The sequence below is a fragment of the Pseudalkalibacillus decolorationis genome (assembly GCF_024609785.1).
In the GTDB taxonomy this organism is placed as follows: domain Bacteria; phylum Bacillota; class Bacilli; order Bacillales; family Fictibacillaceae; genus Pseudalkalibacillus; species Pseudalkalibacillus decolorationis.
In genome coordinates, this window is the sequence record NZ_JANHJQ010000008.1 from 140,805 (window position 1) to 157,236 (window position 16,432).

24 protein-coding genes are annotated in these 16,432 nt (G+C 37.4%); 6 read left to right on the forward strand and 18 right to left on the reverse strand.

From position 1 onward, the window contains the following. Nucleotides 1-64 precede the first annotated feature (64 nt). The gene (locus NON16_RS09730) at nucleotides 65-661 is read left to right on the forward strand and encodes a TetR/AcrR family transcriptional regulator (RefSeq protein ID WP_257348734.1); all 597 of its coding nucleotides are present in this window, start codon (nucleotides 65-67) and stop codon (nucleotides 659-661) included. A gap of 178 nt (nucleotides 662-839) precedes the next feature. Further along, nucleotides 840-1,394 (forward strand): hypothetical protein, encoded by a 555-nt coding sequence (locus NON16_RS09735; RefSeq protein WP_257348735.1) that lies wholly within the window; start codon nucleotides 840-842, stop codon nucleotides 1,392-1,394. A 76-nt stretch (nucleotides 1,395-1,470) separates the two neighbouring features. On the opposite strand, the gene NON16_RS25465 is transcribed toward NON16_RS09735, so the two are convergent. From NON16_RS25465 to NON16_RS09775, 10 genes are all read right to left on the reverse strand, one after another. After that, entirely contained in the window at nucleotides 1,471-1,740 is a 270-nt protein-coding gene (locus NON16_RS25465) for a GNAT family N-acetyltransferase (protein WP_308216597.1), read from the reverse strand. Continuing rightward, nucleotides 1,685-2,020: a GNAT family N-acetyltransferase gene (locus NON16_RS25470; RefSeq protein WP_308216598.1), complete on the reverse strand. Its 336-nt coding sequence runs from the start codon at nucleotides 2,018-2,020 to the stop codon at nucleotides 1,685-1,687. The genes NON16_RS25465 and NON16_RS25470 overlap by 56 nt, the downstream gene beginning before the upstream one ends. Before the next feature lie 202 nt (nucleotides 2,021-2,222). Beyond that, entirely contained in the window at nucleotides 2,223-2,822 is a 600-nt protein-coding gene (locus NON16_RS09745) for a class I SAM-dependent methyltransferase (RefSeq protein ID WP_257348736.1), read from the reverse strand. Nucleotides 2,823-2,914: 92 nt separating this feature from the next. Further along, the gene (locus NON16_RS09750) at nucleotides 2,915-4,057 is read right to left on the reverse strand and encodes an anti-sigma factor (protein WP_257348737.1); all 1,143 of its coding nucleotides are present in this window, start codon (nucleotides 4,055-4,057) and stop codon (nucleotides 2,915-2,917) included. Continuing rightward, entirely contained in the window at nucleotides 4,047-4,226 is a 180-nt protein-coding gene (locus NON16_RS25635; protein ID WP_372508775.1) for a sigma factor-like helix-turn-helix DNA-binding protein, read from the reverse strand. Before NON16_RS25635 ends, NON16_RS09750 begins: the two co-directional genes overlap by 11 nt. A gap of 12 nt (nucleotides 4,227-4,238) precedes the next feature. After that, a complete protein-coding gene (locus NON16_RS09755; protein WP_257348738.1) occupies nucleotides 4,239-4,553 on the reverse strand; it encodes a sigma factor in 315 nt (104 codons plus the stop codon). A 298-nt stretch (nucleotides 4,554-4,851) separates the two neighbouring features. Continuing rightward, nucleotides 4,852-5,124: a hypothetical protein gene (locus tag NON16_RS09760; protein WP_257348739.1), complete on the reverse strand. Its 273-nt coding sequence runs from the start codon at nucleotides 5,122-5,124 to the stop codon at nucleotides 4,852-4,854. Between the two features lie 80 nt (nucleotides 5,125-5,204). After that, entirely contained in the window at nucleotides 5,205-5,378 is a 174-nt protein-coding gene (locus tag NON16_RS09765; protein WP_257348740.1) for a hypothetical protein, read from the reverse strand. Between the two features lie 65 nt (nucleotides 5,379-5,443). Next, on the reverse strand, nucleotides 5,444-6,091 hold the full coding sequence (locus tag NON16_RS09770) for a pentapeptide repeat-containing protein (protein ID WP_257348741.1): 648 nt from the start codon (nucleotides 6,089-6,091) through the stop codon (nucleotides 5,444-5,446). A 100-nt stretch (nucleotides 6,092-6,191) separates the two neighbouring features. Continuing rightward, nucleotides 6,192-6,743 carry a GNAT family N-acetyltransferase gene (locus NON16_RS09775; protein WP_257348742.1) on the reverse strand — a complete coding sequence of 184 codons (552 nt, stop codon included), beginning with the start codon at nucleotides 6,741-6,743 and terminating at the stop codon, nucleotides 6,192-6,194. Between the two features lie 132 nt (nucleotides 6,744-6,875). On the opposite strand from NON16_RS09775, the gene safA reads away from it, so the two are divergent. Then, nucleotides 6,876-7,499, forward strand: coding sequence for a SafA/ExsA family spore coat assembly protein (gene safA, locus NON16_RS09780; RefSeq protein WP_257348743.1), 624 nt, complete (start codon nucleotides 6,876-6,878; stop codon nucleotides 7,497-7,499). Between the two features lie 368 nt (nucleotides 7,500-7,867). Here safA and NON16_RS09785 read toward each other — a convergent pair whose 3' ends face one another. From NON16_RS09785 to NON16_RS09795, 3 genes are all read right to left on the reverse strand, one after another. Next, nucleotides 7,868-9,100 (reverse strand): MFS transporter, encoded by a 1,233-nt coding sequence (locus NON16_RS09785; RefSeq protein ID WP_257348744.1) that lies wholly within the window; start codon nucleotides 9,098-9,100, stop codon nucleotides 7,868-7,870. Nucleotides 9,101-9,686: 586 nt separating this feature from the next. After that, nucleotides 9,687-10,940, reverse strand: coding sequence for an MDR family MFS transporter (locus NON16_RS09790; protein ID WP_257348746.1), 1,254 nt, complete (start codon nucleotides 10,938-10,940; stop codon nucleotides 9,687-9,689). 231 nt (nucleotides 10,941-11,171) lie between these two features. After that, the gene (locus NON16_RS09795; RefSeq protein ID WP_372508776.1) at nucleotides 11,172-11,612 is read right to left on the reverse strand and encodes a GNAT family N-acetyltransferase; all 441 of its coding nucleotides are present in this window, start codon (nucleotides 11,610-11,612) and stop codon (nucleotides 11,172-11,174) included. A 177-nt stretch (nucleotides 11,613-11,789) separates the two neighbouring features. Between NON16_RS09795 and NON16_RS09800 the strand changes: the two genes are divergently transcribed. From NON16_RS09800 to NON16_RS09810, 3 genes are all read left to right on the forward strand, one after another. Continuing rightward, nucleotides 11,790-12,419 (forward strand): LysE family translocator, encoded by a 630-nt coding sequence (locus NON16_RS09800; RefSeq protein WP_257348748.1) that lies wholly within the window; start codon nucleotides 11,790-11,792, stop codon nucleotides 12,417-12,419. Between the two features lie 67 nt (nucleotides 12,420-12,486). Further along, complete coding sequence (locus NON16_RS09805) at nucleotides 12,487-13,200, forward strand: nucleotidyltransferase domain-containing protein (RefSeq protein WP_257348750.1); 714 nt, start codon at nucleotides 12,487-12,489, stop codon at nucleotides 13,198-13,200. 176 nt (nucleotides 13,201-13,376) lie between these two features. Then, nucleotides 13,377-13,733, forward strand: coding sequence for a DUF2512 family protein (locus tag NON16_RS09810; RefSeq protein ID WP_257348752.1), 357 nt, complete (start codon nucleotides 13,377-13,379; stop codon nucleotides 13,731-13,733). 129 nt (nucleotides 13,734-13,862) lie between these two features. Here NON16_RS09810 and NON16_RS09815 read toward each other — a convergent pair whose 3' ends face one another. From NON16_RS09815 to NON16_RS09835, 5 genes are all read right to left on the reverse strand, one after another. Next, the gene (locus tag NON16_RS09815) at nucleotides 13,863-13,979 is read right to left on the reverse strand and encodes a YjcZ family sporulation protein (protein ID WP_257348753.1); all 117 of its coding nucleotides are present in this window, start codon (nucleotides 13,977-13,979) and stop codon (nucleotides 13,863-13,865) included. 199 nt (nucleotides 13,980-14,178) lie between these two features. Next, complete coding sequence (locus NON16_RS09820) at nucleotides 14,179-14,811, reverse strand: LysE family translocator (protein ID WP_257348755.1); 633 nt, start codon at nucleotides 14,809-14,811, stop codon at nucleotides 14,179-14,181. 88 nt (nucleotides 14,812-14,899) lie between these two features. After that, nucleotides 14,900-15,151 carry a hypothetical protein gene (locus NON16_RS09825; protein ID WP_257348756.1) on the reverse strand — a complete coding sequence of 84 codons (252 nt, stop codon included), beginning with the start codon at nucleotides 15,149-15,151 and terminating at the stop codon, nucleotides 14,900-14,902. A gap of 450 nt (nucleotides 15,152-15,601) precedes the next feature. Continuing rightward, nucleotides 15,602-15,787 carry a type Z 30S ribosomal protein S14 gene (locus NON16_RS09830; RefSeq protein ID WP_257348757.1) on the reverse strand — a complete coding sequence of 62 codons (186 nt, stop codon included), beginning with the start codon at nucleotides 15,785-15,787 and terminating at the stop codon, nucleotides 15,602-15,604. Between the two features lie 140 nt (nucleotides 15,788-15,927). Beyond that, nucleotides 15,928-16,392: a YndM family protein gene (locus tag NON16_RS09835; protein ID WP_257348758.1), complete on the reverse strand. Its 465-nt coding sequence runs from the start codon at nucleotides 16,390-16,392 to the stop codon at nucleotides 15,928-15,930. Nucleotides 16,393-16,432: the final 40 nt, after the last annotated feature.

Genomic DNA, 16,432 nt, shown 5'->3' on the forward strand with positions numbered 1-16,432 from the left:
AAAATTGACCGTTCGATCGGTTAGTATTATAATGAATTAAATAACGGAATTAGGAGGAACACGTATGTCAGCTAAAAATCAGGATAAACGTCTCGAGAAAGGAATGCAGACAAATACAAGGATTCTCCATTCTGCTATCGATATCATTTCTGAAAGTGGAATAAGCGGTATTACTGCTTCAAAGTTATCTGTCAGATCGGGTGTGAGTAAAAGTACGATATTTCATCACTACAACTCAATCAAAGAAGTTCCTGAGGCGGTATTGGCGTTGATTTTTAGTGACCTGCTTAAACCTCTAGACAGTCAAGAATTTGATGATTTAGAAGGATATCTATACTACTTAGGTACCTCAATCATTAATATTCCAAACGAATACCTGAAAATCTATAGATCATTCTTTTCATTTTATAATGAAGCTATGTTTATCGAGGCATATCAAGAAACACTAAATAACTATGCAGTAAAATCCAAAAGGCTGATTAGTAAACAAGTTAAAATGTACTCTGATAACCTTGTATCAATTGAGGATGCTGATGTGATTTCGCACCTTTTACTTGCTTTATTAGACGGAATTGGGTTACACAGTCTGATCGGTGCTAATCAAGAGGAGTCTATCAAAGCCTGGGAACTTCAAGTTAAACTGATATGCCGATACTTATAGAGGTTGTTCAAAAAGTCCGGTAAAAATAGCTGTCGAATTTCTTCGTTGTTCGATCTCTCCGGTCCTCACGTATTAATAGCATACGTTCTGGTCCTCGAGATTTTCACGCCTCGAACTTCTCGGCTCTTTTTATCCTCCTTTTTGAACACGCACTTATAAATTTTAATGGAGGTATATTATGAAGCCAGTCAAAATCCCACCGTTCCTTCATGAAGTATTTGGCCCAAGATCTACAGTCCTAGAAATAACGGTGACCGGACTTTTTGCGATTTTTTCAACGGTCATACTTATGGCAGGGACATCCGCTGAATGGCAAGGTTATGGGTTTTATCAAATTGCAGTCGTCATTATCCTCGCATTAGATATTAACGGAGGCGTCATTGCAAACTTTACATTATCAACAAACAACCACTACAGAGAAAACGATCGAGCACGTTTGGTTTTTATTGCCCTACACATCCAGCCAATCATTTTAGCTCTCATTCTTCAAAACTTTTTGGTGCCCTGCTTGTTTATATGGGGATATACAATTGTCTCTTCACTTATTGTTAACCAACTTTATACACATCCAGCCCAACGAACGATTGGAGCAGTATTTATGGCGTTTGGACTATTGGTTTTAGTGCTATTCTTCATTCAATTGCCAACTTTTTTGACGGTTATATTAGCCTTCTATTTAATTAAAGTCTCCTTCAGTTTCGCGGTTAATCATTATGCCCTTAGGGAGGAGTGATTTGCTTTACCGATTCATTCCTGATAAAGTACAAGCGGCTGACCCAAAACAAAGAGGCCACCATTCCTCACCAAGCTCACTTGGTGTTGTATTCATCTTTTAATAATGAGTACATGTATAGATCGTCGAATTTGCCTACTGTATATTCGTATTTTCTTAATAAGCCTTCTTTTACAAAACTATTATTTTCCATTAATTTCTGTGAAGCTATATTCAGCGGTTCAACCAATGCTTGAACTCGCATTAAATTCATTTCCGCAAATCCATAACCTAGTACCGCTTGCATGGCCTCAGATATAATGCCCTTTTTCCAATATTCCTTTGCTAGCTCTGTCAACCTCTGCACGATAATGTTCCTTAGACCAGTTAAGAAATCCACAGCTGCCGATAATTTTATCAGTCCCCTTGATTGCAATTCCCCATCTTATTCCTGTTTTAGAAGTAAAAATACGTTTATACCAATCGATTTCATCTAAAGCATCTTGATGAGTTTCAAAAGGGCTTAAACCGTAGTACATCATTACTTCTTTATCAGATAAATAGCTAAAAATATCTTTCGCATCATTTTCCGTTATTTCTCTTAGAATTAACCGTTCTGTTTCCAATCTAGGAAATGTTAAAGTCATATCCATTACCTCATCTTCTTTTTAATTAAAAAACAATGACTTAAAGAAAACTTGGCTAACGCCAAGCTTTAGCGCAGGCGATCGCCTTAGTTGCGCTTATACTATAGAAAGTATTTTTAGACTTTCTTAACGTGGAACAATGATTTTGAAGTGTCAGTCTCTGTTTTACTCCTAATGCGTATTCACATAGCCGATTTTCTGATTATTTAACAAACGAATTCCTTGCCTCGATCGTAATCATTATCTTACTTCTATGTGGTTTAATCTGAATAATTTCGATTCCTTCCTGTTGCAGTAGTTGTGCCGTATCCCTGTTTAGGTGACATCCATCGCACATTCTCTTCCATAATGGTGTCGCTATGCCCTGCAGTGTAGCTATCATTTTATTATCATGCCGGACATGTTCAAATAGAAGGACCTTTCCATTTGGTTTACATACTCTAATGATCTCACGAATCGCCTTTATAGGATCAGCTATTGAGCAGAAAACTAAGGTACCGACGATTGTATCAAACGAATGATCTGGGAAATCCAATTTCTCCGCATTCCCTTCGTAAACAACGATGGGAACATTTGCGTGAGAAGCTCGCTCAGCTGCGGTTTTACGGAAAGATTCTTTTGGCTCAATGGCAGTAACTGTCACATCTTCATAATACTTGAAATTAAGTCCTGTACCACAGCCGACCTCTAGGACATTGCCATGGGCCATTTTGAGTAATTCTGCTCGGATCTTCCCAAAGCTTTTCTTTTCTACTGGCTCCATCATACGATCATAATTGTTGATAAACCATTTGTTCGTCATAATCTTCCCCCACTAGGTAAGAGTTACAATTTTTCCAACCTTCGACGGCTTCTATGGAAAAGCACTAAAATCAATTTTATTGCAAAACTCTTTTAATTAACTATATCATCCCAGTTCCATAGCCTTTTCTCACTAATAGCTGAACTTCCTATCCAGTCTTCTTCTTTAAGTTTAAGTAATTCTTTTGATGGACCAGTGACCACCACTCCATAGATCCTAGTTCCGTTTTCATCTATATAGTTAATTTTCTCACTTAACTTCTCTTTAGAAGATGCCCAAAGGAATGTATTTGCAATAGAATAATATTCCTCCATCAAAATCAGTGCCTCAAAAAATTCTTTATTGCGCTTTTCACCATCATCAAACATTTTTGTACTTCTTGATTGTTCAGTATCTTCGCTTATTAACAGACTATCACCTTCTTTTTTAGATATGTCATAATCTGCTTTGAAATGGTAACCTTCGTAAGGAAATCCAATTGGACCTATCTCATCTTCATTATTAACACCTGTATCCACTGCAAACCATGTGGGACGCATATTTTTTCCAACGAACTTCTGTAACACTTCATTTGTCTCATAATAGTCTGAAAGGGATACAAATAATTCAGCAACTGTCCCTTCTGGTAAGTGTTCTAGCTGGTCAAAACCATCAGGAGAATCATACATATGTTGTTGTTCAGGGTATATGAAGTAGGGTTGTTGATGAATATCATTAGGTATTTCAGTTGAAGGGCCGAATAGGAAGCTAGAATGAAGCTCTCCAACCGTCTCATGTTCCCCCCCTATCCACTTTCGTAGCTCTGCATCATACTTCATTGTTAAGAACCCTATATTGGTCCCGCTACTACCAATAGTGATATTCGGCTTCGTTGTTGCTACACCTGCTTGGATAACATCAGTATAAATCTTAAATCGATCCGGTTCACCCCAGGTAAAATAAGTTACTGTTATGGAAATACAAACGACCATAATAATTAAAATAATCGCTAAAGCAGTCAAAGCATTTTGGAGTCTTGCTCTCCATTTTCCCCTTTTCACAAGTTGCTTTTGTTTTTTCCCCTTCTCATTATTGTTTTCATTTTCCTCCGCTTTACCTTGTTCATCCATTAAATTATTCAAGTGAGACTGATAGACTTCCATTTTATCAAGCTCATTTTCAAATTCTATTTTTTCTTCTTTCGTAAGTTTTCCGTTATTATATGCCTCAAGTTTATTCTTAAAATCATCGCTCATCGGCCTCTTTCCCTTCCTTATCCCGCAAGGCCTTCCTTGCTCGGAAAACTAAAATTTTCAAATATGAATCTGATACACCTAGAATACTAGCCGATTCCCTATAGGAAAATTGATGGGATGTCACAAGTAATAATGCTTCTTTTTGTTGTATAGGGAGTCGATCAATCATTTGAAAAACAGACTAAATCCGCTCCTTTTGAATAACGTTATCTTCAACTGATGCCACCCTATTAGCTTGTTGTTCAAAGTATCCAGATTCCGTTAAAGTCTCTCTTTGGGTCTTTCGTTTTTGATCAATGAAAATATTATATGCAACACGGAAAATCCATGGCTCTATCTTTTCATCGCTTAAACCCTCAATATGTAAATAAGCCCGATAAAAGGTTTCCTGGACGATATCCTCTGCTATATTATGATTCCGCCCGAGGGAAAACAAATACCGATATACATCACAAGCGTATTCTTCATAAAACTGATCCAATGTCTTTTTTCGCATCTGCTTCCCCTCTCCGGACTAACCACGTATGAATGCTAAAATTGTTACAGTAGTTTGTAATTTTTTTATCCAACACAAGTAAAACACCGCTCAAGAAATGAACGATGTTGTACAAAGAGCAGATTAACTTTTGGATACATTAAACCTCACCAGGAAATTTTAGGGCTAAAATCACAACTTCATGGTTTATTTTTTGATAGTATATTCTAAATTAACAATTCTGGATAATCCTTTGTATTTTCCAAACTCCTCGGTATAAGACAACTTTTCCCTGAGTGGGACTGGCCAAATAACGTGGTTACTCATTTTTAAAATCTTTTGGTGAAAAACTCTGGATGAACTCAGTCGTGTTCTGAACTTTCACATCTTTATACGCTTGACGGCTCTCATTAATCATTCTTTTGAGATCACCATCTGATTCGACCTCAGATTGAATGGTTGGTTGTTCTTCTTCTTGAAGCACAACAGTGAACCTACCCTTTCCAGGAATCACAAACTGAGTGACGGAGTTTTCTCTATCCATTTTCTTAATATGCCGTAATAAGTCATATGAGGAATTTATTTTTCGCATTGCAAAGCCTCCTCAAGAATTTATTAACTAAATTTTATCATAACTTTATTCTAAATTCTTAAACCATTAAATTGTTACTTTTACACCCTGTTTGAACAGAAAACAAATGTACCAAAAATCGTATTAAAGTAATAATCCCTAAATTCTAATTCTTGCCCTGGACTTTGCTGGTAAACCACCTCGAACCAATTGGATTTCTGCTCAATTAGTTCCATCAACCGATCATAGTTTTTGATAAACCACTCACTCATCATTATCTGCCCCCACTAGTTAAGAGATACGATTTTTGAAACCTTCGACGCCGGTGCCTTTGCCTAAATTACTCCTCTTTAATCACCAATCCTAAAGCCTTTGCAAATCCAATAGCCTGCTCATTAGAAATGATGCATCCTTCAAGTTTCTCTATTGAAATTGTTAGTTTTTCAAATGAGCAGGTGCTTAAATCGATCCCTTTTAAAATTGTTCCAGATAGGTTTGCTTCATTCAAATCACATTGATCGAATGCTACATTTTTAAACTTCGCCTCATAAAAATCGGCATTACAAAGGTAAGATGCTTGGAACTTTACATTCTTACAATCTGAATATCCAAACGCCGCCAGTTTGCCAATACATTCATCAAATAAGACATTGCGTAATGTGGAGCCCGAAAGATTCATTCCGAGCATTTTGCATTCCTTCATTTCCACTCTATGTACGATTGCATCACCAAAATCAGCATTTGAAAGATCACACTTGTCGAAAACAACATCGGTCAAATCATTGAATCGAAAAGAAACGTCTTGAAACGTAACATTTTTGAACACGACCTTTTCAAAACAAAGCTTTTCTATTGATTCTCCAGTTATTTCACAGTCATTAACGATTCCCATCTGAAAATATCGCTCGTGATGAATTTCTTCCTCTAGACTGATGGGGGATAATTCAGCTGGGACCTTTGGTGATTGCAGTTTCGTTGATACAGTCATGATAACATCCTTCCCAAAAACATATTTATTTCTTTTTACACGTTAAAAAAGTATAAAAATACTTTCTATAGTATAAGCGCAACTACGGCGATCGCAAGCGCTAAGGCTTGGCACTAGCCAAGTTTTCTTTATTAAACCACTCATTCTCTAACATGCTCATTTCCCATGCGCTCCAATATTCATTGCCTATCTTTCTGAAGTCTCTCAGTAATCCTTCTTTTTTAAAACCTACTTTTTCATAACTAGCGATTGCAGGTTTATTGAAATCAAATACACCAAGGCTAACCCTGTGAAGGCGAAGTTGTTCAAATGCTACTCTCAGTATTTCTCTCACCATCATCTGACTGATACCTTGACCTCTGAAACTTTTATCTCCTACTAAAACTTTACCGATTCTTGCTGACCTGTTTTTTCTGTCTATCTTTCCTAAAGAGATGTGTCCAATTACATTACCTTCTTCTTTATAAATGACTTTATAGACCAGCCTATCTGAGCCATCATTATTTGCCCTCTTAATATATTGTTCTATCTGAGTTTCGTCCAAAGGATAATTGAACTCGGGTCCTCCCCACTGAAGAAGAAGCTCAGGAGAATCAATCCAATTCACTAGTTGCTTGACATCTGATCGGTCAAAATACTTTAGATAAATCACAACAACCACCTCTTTATCCAACTATGATTTTTGTACATTATTCTTCTGATTTTCCAAGTAATCCGTAATTGTCAGAATACTAGGAATATATTACCGGTTTAAATGATTCATAGAGTTTGTTTTAATTTTAGTATGAAAACGATTACGAAGATTTTACTCATCCTATCATTGTCAGTCACTTTAGTCACTGGATTAAATAAAGAAGCATTCGCTGCATCCTCACATACTGTTCAATCAGGTGATACGATGTGGAAAATTGCTATGCGTTACCAAGTTGGGGTATCTGAAATAATCAATGCAAATCCTCAGGTAAACAACCCTAACCTAATTTATCCTGGCAAACGGATTACCATCCCTGAGTTGAACGGTGTAAAATCCCTAGAGGAACAAGTGGTAGATCTCGTTAATAAAGAAAGAGCGAAACATGGTTTACAACCACTTAAGGCGAATTGGGAATTATCAAGGGTGGCAAGATTCAAGTCGAAGGATATGATTGAAAAAAATTATTTCAGTCATACTTCTCCTACGTACGGAAGTCCTTTTCAAATGATGAAAGACTTTGGCATTTCTTACAGAGCAGCCGGCGAGAACATTGCGGCTGGTCAAAGTACAGCTCAAGAGGTAATGAACGGATGGATGAACAGTGATGGCCATCGCAAAAACATTCTATCAAGCAGATATACTGAAATCGGAGTCGGATATGCTAAAGGAGGGAGCTACGGTCACTACTGGACTCAAATGTTCATAAGTCGTTAATTTTTGAGGGGCTGACCAATTGATTGTAAACGAATATTGGTTCAGCCTCTTATCTTTTTGACATTGAGTAGGTTTAGGTACGTTCGCTGATATATTTTGATTTTCGCCGATATAATCAGGATTTCGCTGATATAATGAATTCACATCACTCAAATGTACCAGATTCTATCTGCCTTGATATCCAACTCTTCTAGAAAACAGAATCCCGCTTTAAAATCCCGCATTCAGCAAATAAAACTTCAATTTTCACCGATAATCATTAGTACAACCCAATACACTAGCCACATACACCTTATTGACTCCATTTTGATACCCGATAAAGCTAGAATTCTTCTTCCAACTGTATTTGTAATCAGTCAACCTTCATTTTATGACTCACTTGACCACTTTTCCAATGTTTCATCTTTTGGAAGCAGCATCGTAAACAGGCCGAGCAATGGTAAAAAGCTGACAAAAAGCATCGTGAATGAAATGCTTGTCACATCCGCCATTTTTCCAAGCAGTACTGACCCAATTGCGCCCATTCCAAAAGCCAGACCAACAATGAGCCCGGATACCATACCGATTCGACCAGGCATAAGCTCTTGGGCATAAACGACGGTGACCGAAAAACTCGTGTTAAGGATAAATCCGATTATGAAGAATAGCGGAATGACCATGAATAAACCTACATGCGGTAAAATTAAAGCAAGAGGTGCAGTTCCAGCCAACGACCAGAAAATCATATTTCTTTTACCAAGTCGGTCAGCAAGCGGTCCTCCTAAAAATGTTCCAAGAACTCCAGCGCCCATGTAGACAAAAATATAAAATTGCGCCTGTCGAATGGATAAGCCATAATCCTCTATTAAGTAGAATTGATAGTAGTTTCCGATTCCTGAAAAATACCATGACCGTGCAAAAACTAAAAATACAAGAACACCCAATGCAAAAAGAACCTTCTTTTTTCTAGTATGAGGGACGTTCTTCTTATGAGTTGTTTTGGTAACCCGTGGGAAGTTCACTAGCTGTTTACTGTACCATCCAGAAATATACAGTAAAACAAAAATGGCGATTGCAGCAAAAGAAGTGAACCAAATTGCTCCGAATTGCCCAAGTGGGACAAATACGAGAGCCGTCATAATCGGTGCAAGAGATGTCCCTGTATTTCCTCCCACCTGATAGATAGATTGAGCAAGTCCCCTTCTGTTTCCAGCTGCCATATAAGCCACACGTGAACCTTCCGGATGAAAGGCAGCAGATCCAAGGCCAATTCCAATAACGGATAAAATAATGTATGTAAATGAATCCGCATAGGCGATCCCCAACATTCCAATCAGGCTCGCTCCCATACCCACCGGCATCAGATAGGGAGAAGTCGATTTATCCGTGTACCACCCGACCACCGGCTGCATGACTGAAGAGGTAATATTCAGGGTGAACGCAATCCAACCTAACTGCGTAAACGATAAACCCATGGATCGTTCTAGTATTGGGAAAATTGCTGGAATCACCGCTTGCATCGAATCATTCAACATATGGACAAAGCTAATTGCAAAGAGAATGGAATACATCGTCACAGCAGGTTTTTGTGAAGGATTTGCCTTTAAGGTTCCGACAGCCATCTGTTTTCCTTCTTTCATTTTTAAGTAATTATCTAAAAATTAGCATAACACGATATGTCATTCGTTGGATAATGGAATGCTCTCAACCATAATAATCCTTTTGTAAAAGAACCGTCTTCCACAATGGGTGGAGATGCGTTCTATTTTCGAATTTAAAAGTTAAATTTCAAGCAAAATTATGGACCTTTTTACTATGCGTGGCCGATTTAATTCAATCCGTGGCCGATTTATTGGATTTCGTGGCCGAATTTTTTAATCTGTGACCGATATATTGAATTTCGTGGCCGAATTAATATTTGGGTCGGAGGTAAAATGCATATTTATTCTCCAAAAAGATAACCCGACTCACGCGTTTTCCACCTAAATTGGTTACAACGGATGATTTCACCCTAGAAACTTATAATTCTACTCGATTTATTTCTCGAAATGGTCTAATACCTCATCAATATGCCTTTAACTAATAATCTTAATTTTCACTATCGTCTAATTGCTTCTTGCTGAAAAATTATCCACCTAAAAAAAGGTTTAGACTGTCCCAATGAATGAGACAGTCAATTATTCTGCACGATCATTATTTTTCCTACGCTTAGCCTACCTTCTTCATCTCAATCTCATTTTTCCTCACATCAAGTTGTGGTGCGATCAAATAGTAGATAAGTGTGCCTGCTAATCCAGTAAGCGTTATAAATATCGCCATCACACTAGAAGGCAGGATTGCACCTAGAGTTACTGTGACCGAAGCGATCAGCATCGAGAGGTTGAACTTCAATCCGTTAAACGCCATGTATGAGCTACGTGCATCATCTGGTGGAATTGATGCCATGTATGACTGTTCCACAGGGACACGGAACACTTCCATGATTGTCAGCACAGCCATCATTACAAACAGAATCCATATACTATTCGAGTATGCAAGTACGCCATTACAGATGGTATAAACGAAACAGCTTGTCACGAGAACCGTTTTATCTTTAAAAGAGTCCGTCAATTTCGTGACAAACAACATTAATAGTGCAACGAGGATCGTGTTTTCGCTCCGTAAGAACCCCATCATTCTCACTCCATCAATGTCCCACCACAAAAACTGCTGAGTAGGCATTTCATCAGTCAGTCGAATCCCTATGTAATTCGTGAGATGGAACTCAAGTGAGAGGATCAATACACCAGCAAGAACGAACATGACAAACAGACGGTCATGCAACACTCTTTTATAATTCGAAAATAGCTGCAGGACATGTCCAGTTGCTGTCAAATTTGACTCCACTGGTGCATAGCTTTCATCGATGAAAAAGGCAATCAACACAACGACTACAGCCGTCACGACACTCAATGCTAGGAATAGTTCGAACAAATAATCCTTGAACAAAAATGCCCCGATAATTCCACCAATTGCGATCGACAAGTTGTTTGCCCAGTAAGTGATTGAATACATTAGCTTCCTCTGATCCGGCGAACTAACATCAATTAACATCGCCTGATTCGCTGGACCCGCCAGCCCCCAACAAATACTGTTCACTGTCATCATGAAAAAGGTGATCAACGGCTCATTGAACCACGGCGAATTGCAAATCATCATTGTTGTAAAAGCTAATAACCGTAATACTTCTGCAAAAAGCATGATCTTTTTCCTGCCAAATTGATCGGCAAAATATCCTCCGATAAATGTAATTCCAATCCCGACAAACACATTCACCAGTAACAGCATTCCTGCAACCTTTGCCCCAAAATGAAAAGCAAGGTAAATCGCCATAAACGGGAAAATCATACTGCCAACAAAACGGCTCATAAATGATTCAATGATCCGTACCTTAATGTTCCGATGAAAATCTCTAAACCTCATAGAATCCCCACTCTCTATCTTTTATGTATACATTACTATACAGGATTTTCCTGAAAAATAAATCATAAATTGGAATGGATTCTGCTACGACTTTCGGTGTAGAACGTGTTTATATCCGTACTCTTCTGAAGAGAACGAATCCCATATTGCATAATAAACCTCTCTGCGATATCTCTACTTCCACATAAAAAAGGTGCGATTTTACGATGGACCGCACCCCCGTTTTTAAGGCTATTCCGTTCCCTTTGCATAAACCTTGATCGATTCTCCACTGACACCATAGGCTTCTGTTAGATGATCCCATCCGTATTTTTCATAGTATCCATCCAAATCAGTTGTTAAATATAGTTTTTTAAACCCCTTTTTCGACGTTTCAAAAAGGGAATGTTGAAGTAACTTAGAACCAATTTCCTGTCCCCTATATGCTGGGTCTACATACAAACAAGCGAGCCACGGATATAAATCCTGACGACTGTTCAAATCATTCCTGAGCATGGCATACGTACCAATGATCCGTTCATCTTTTACTGCGATATAAAACCTTGGGATTTCATCCGTCGTTTTGCATGAATGGGATATACAGTCGTAATAAAAATTATAATTATCTTTGTTTCCCCACTGTTCCCAAAACACTGCCACAGCCTTTTCAAATAGATCCATCCTCTTCTGCAATCCAATGATTTCCAGCGTCTATCACTCCTTTTTCCCTTGTTTTCCTGCTTCATTCAATTATAACCATTCAGCTTAGATATAGGGTATACTGGTTTATAATCAAACGAAGGTTCAAATTAATTATGTAATCAATGGTAAAACTTAGTTTAGCTAAAAAATGCATTGGAGTGAAGTACGTTGATTGGAATTACGAGTTTTGGACTCTTTTTATTAACCGCGTTTTTGATGAATATCACTCCTGGAACGGATACTATGTACATCGTAAGCAGAAGTGCATCTCAAGGAGTAAAAGCAGGGGTTTATTCTGTTCTTGGGATTTCTACTGGTTCATTCGTTCATACTATCTTAGCTGCTATTGGTCTATCAGTAATTCTTACGACCTCAGTTGTACTTTTCACAGTTATTAAACTGGTAGGGGCAGCATACTTGATTTACCTTGGAGTAAGAATGGTAATACAAAAAACATCCAATTTGGAACTTTCACGCACAAAAAATATGTCTTTAAAAAAGATATATACACAAGGGCTTATCACGAATGTAACGAATCCGAAAGTCGCTTTATTTTTTATATCCTTTCTTCCACAATTTATTTCAAGTAATAATGACTATGGTCCTTTACCATTTATCATCTTAGGTCTTTCTTTTGTTGTAACGGGGACTATTTGGTGTTTATTAGTCGCTGTTTTTTCTTCCTATGCAACAAAAAAATTAAGAAATAATCCTAAATTAGAATTTATCTTAAATAAAGTAACGGGTATCATTTTCATTGGATTAGGAATCAAGTTGTTAGAGACCAAAGCAACGTAACAACCTGGACTTCCATGTTTTTCTATAAAATACCTTGAAAGGAAACTTAATAAGAAAGGAGTTAGGAATGACTAATACGAATCGTCTTGCACCATTAGAAGCTGCAAGGATGTTTGTTCAAGAGAACTTTCCAAACTATCAAGGAGCTTTGTTAGCAGGAAGTGTCGTTCGGGGTGAAGCAACGGATACATCCGACTTAGATATTGTTATATTTGATGAAAGCAAGCCCTCGTCGTATCGACAATCCCTAATCGATTTTGGTTGGCCAATCGAAGTTTTTGTCCATAACCTTACCTCTTATCAAACATTTTTCGAAAGTGATTATAAACGGGCAAGACCCTCCTTACAAAGAATGGTGTCAGAAGGATTGGTCTTACAAGATAAAGGAATCATAGATAAAATTAAAAAAGAAGCAAATACGATTCTGGAAAAAGGACCCGAAAAATGGTCATCCCAAACGATCGAGACGAAACGGTATTTTATAACGGATACACTTGGTGATTTCATTGGTTCTAATAACCGAGCAGAAGAGCTTCTAATCATAAGTACATTGGCGAATCACTTACACGAATTCATCCTTAGAACGAATGGTCGCTGGATCGGATCATCGAAATGGATCATCCGAGAGTTAAATCAATTCAATCGTGACCTTACTGAACGTTACGTTGATGCCCTAGAGACGTACTATACAACAAACGATAAAAAGAAAATAATCGAGTTTACAGACGAGGTATTAAAGCCTTATGGAGGGCGGTTGTTTGACGGGTTTACGATCGGTTAACACCTATTCTGTATAAATATCGAATTTGTGAGAAAAATACTCCTTAAATAAGGCTTGGCAATGGCTAAGCCTTGGCAGAACTTATACTGGGGACTTAAACTGTTCAACAACGGCGATTTTCCTTCTTGCCGAAAAGTTATATTTCCTCACGTATAAAAAAAGGAGGATGATACGTTATGACAGGATTTCTTATTAAATTAGTTGTATGTCCCATTATTGTTATACTCGCCTATCTTATCTTTCCTAACGTGGATTATGCGAATTTATGGCAAGCAATAGTGGTCGGATTAGTCTTAGCAATTGGAGCTCATTTAATGGAGTTGTTCCTATTAAAAGAAACCACTATGGCTTTGAGCACCATAATGGATTTTGTCGCAGCTGTTATTATTGTTTATGTCGTTTCGGCCTTTTTCCCAACAGCTGAAGTGACTTTTTTCGGTGCAATTTTAACTGCTGTTTTACTTACCTTGACCGAGATTCCACAACATAGCTACTTAATTAAGTCAGGGAAAACTCGAAAATCACCTGCTTAAATTGATCTGTACAAAATCCTGACTGGAAGATAGGCAATAAATTTTATTGTTTATAGAATTTTAAATTTTCCCGAAAACTTAAAAAAACTGGAGAGTTATTCTCCAGTTTTAATACATACAATTTAATTATTAGTATCCTCCTCCACCGTAGCCGCCACCAACAAATGCAGCTCCTACAATGATCAAAAGGATGAACAATACAACGATAAGCGCAAAACCTCCGCCGCCACCATATCCACCAGACATTAAATTCCCCCCTTTCCATTTGCTACTAATAAACTATGTCCAGCATTCAATCTTGATAGGGCATTATGGAAAAAATCCCTCCCAATTATATGTAAATTTAAAGTTCACGCATGGGAATGCCCGATAGACCTTCACTTTTCGTATTAAAAATGAGCGATTCGCCTATGGATTATATCGAGTGGGATAATAGGGGATTTTTTTAAAAGTGGAAAAGTAATTTAAGTGCTTGAAAGCCAAAATAGAAACCAAATCCACACATGCAAAGACCTGATAGAACGGATATACCCTTCAGCATAAAAGGAGTCAAGAATTTTCTAAATCCACTTGATATGCAAGCCATTGTGACATCCCATAGCATTAAACCAATTATAATGGCTCCTCCATATATCATTAAATGAACATTGTTATAGCGAGTGATCGTGTTCGCTAATACCGAACCATAGATACCAAGCCAAAAAAGAATGGATAATGGATTCGTTATCGAAATCAAGAAACCTCTCGTAAACGTGCTTTTCAGTGAGCTTTTCCTATAATTATTATGATTCTCTTCCATCCCTTGAGAACTGACAATACTCTCTATTCCCGTATACATTAATACAAATGTCCCGAATAACCATAGGAAGGATTTCATGAATGGAATCTCTAAGAAATGGACGACTCCAAAGAAAACAGCAGCGATAAAAAGTAGTTCCGCAACAATGGAACCTAGTCCAATAACCCAAGAATGGAAAAAGCCATGTTTGATTCCTTGGTCAATTTGCGCAGCATTGATAGGTCCAAGTGGGGCTGCTAATGAAAGTCCCAAAAGAATATAACTGAAGAACACACCCAAAGCTCTCACTCCTCATCAAGTAGTAGCTTGTACAAATGTATTCATCAGCTTAAGTTTGTATTCGTATACCAATCCGAATACGAATATCCTAACGTTTTGTCGCTTGATTACTTTCTTCGATTAATCTTAATAAATCAGTAGCTTTCTGCATTTGCTTTGCATTTGCTTCCGTATTAAATAATGGATTATGTTTAGCTTCATTTAATACCTCTTCAGCTTGTTTAACCTGTTGTTGTGCCTCTGTAAAACCAGTTTGATCTTCTTGAGCTCTCTCGACAGCTACCCTTGCATTGTTTAACTGATCCATAACGGTATCGAAACTGTTTTCGTGTGATTCCATACGTTTGCTTCCTCCCATAGAAAGTTTTTTTAGATTCTCAAAATTAACTATATGAATCCTTCTTCTAAGATTAATTTCTCCATTTCACAACTTTTCCCACATGTTAAATATTGGTTTGAACTTTATAATAAACAACGATTAATTCGTAAAAGATAAATGTAATGAGTTACTGGGATAAGTTTTATTCTGATCTGGATTTCTACGTTGAGGCAATTATAAGGGAAGCTAAAAAGGCTACCGGAACTTATATTGTATTCAGCCTGTTTAGCACAAATGCACGGCTGAAAACCTACAATAAGGATCCTTTTGTTACTATGCACTTTATTAGCTTATTGTTTGTGACAAAACTTGTGCTGAAGAATGAATAATGATTAAATAATCTTCAATGAAATAAAAATAAAGCTGTCAAGATTCTTTTCTAAGAATCCCACAGCTTGTTATTTATATGATTTACCAACTGGCTTTTTTAAGCCCTGGTATTTGTCCTCGATAAGCAAACTTTCGAAGGCAGATTCGACATAGCTGAAATTTTCTTAATACACTATGTGGTCTTCCACATTCATTACATCGAGTATATTCGCGTACTTGATATTTCTGGGGCTTGTTCTTCTTAACTATTAAAGACGTTTTAGCCATGATAGTATCCTCCTTAATTAGTATAAAAGAATTAGTATAAAAGGAAAGTATACTATATTTTCGGGTGCAGGTACAATGAAATATATGACAATTATTTTCCAGTCCGGTTCCTCTAAAAACGAATTCCTTGTTAAAAGTCTTTACCGATTATCATCTTTAGACGTCTCTTTGGCCATCGAATCGCTTACATCTGATTCTTCAGCGAACTCAGTAGCAAAGCTTTCTCTAGGGGCAGGATTTTGGTGAGCAGCATTTTGGTTAGGAAGAATTTCATTATCCATATATCGATGGAAAAACCATTCGCCTATCGTTATTCCCGCAGTTGCATAAAATGTGGCTAACCCTAAAGGTATGTCTCCCTCAATGAAAGCATCCCCTAGCGCCCATAAACCTAAATACACTAGTCCAAAATCAGCTATCGTGGCTGCTGTGTTACCATATCTCGGTAAAATGAACAAATCACCAATTAAGTAAGCAGCTACCGTCAATATTGTACTAAGTGCCAATATATCAGCAAATGATACCTCATATCCAAGTCCTAAGACAATAAACAAGACCAGTGTAATCATTACAAATTTAATCAGTAATGCTTTTATATGTTTCATTTTAAACCTCCTTTTTACATTTAATATGTCCAGCTAGGTG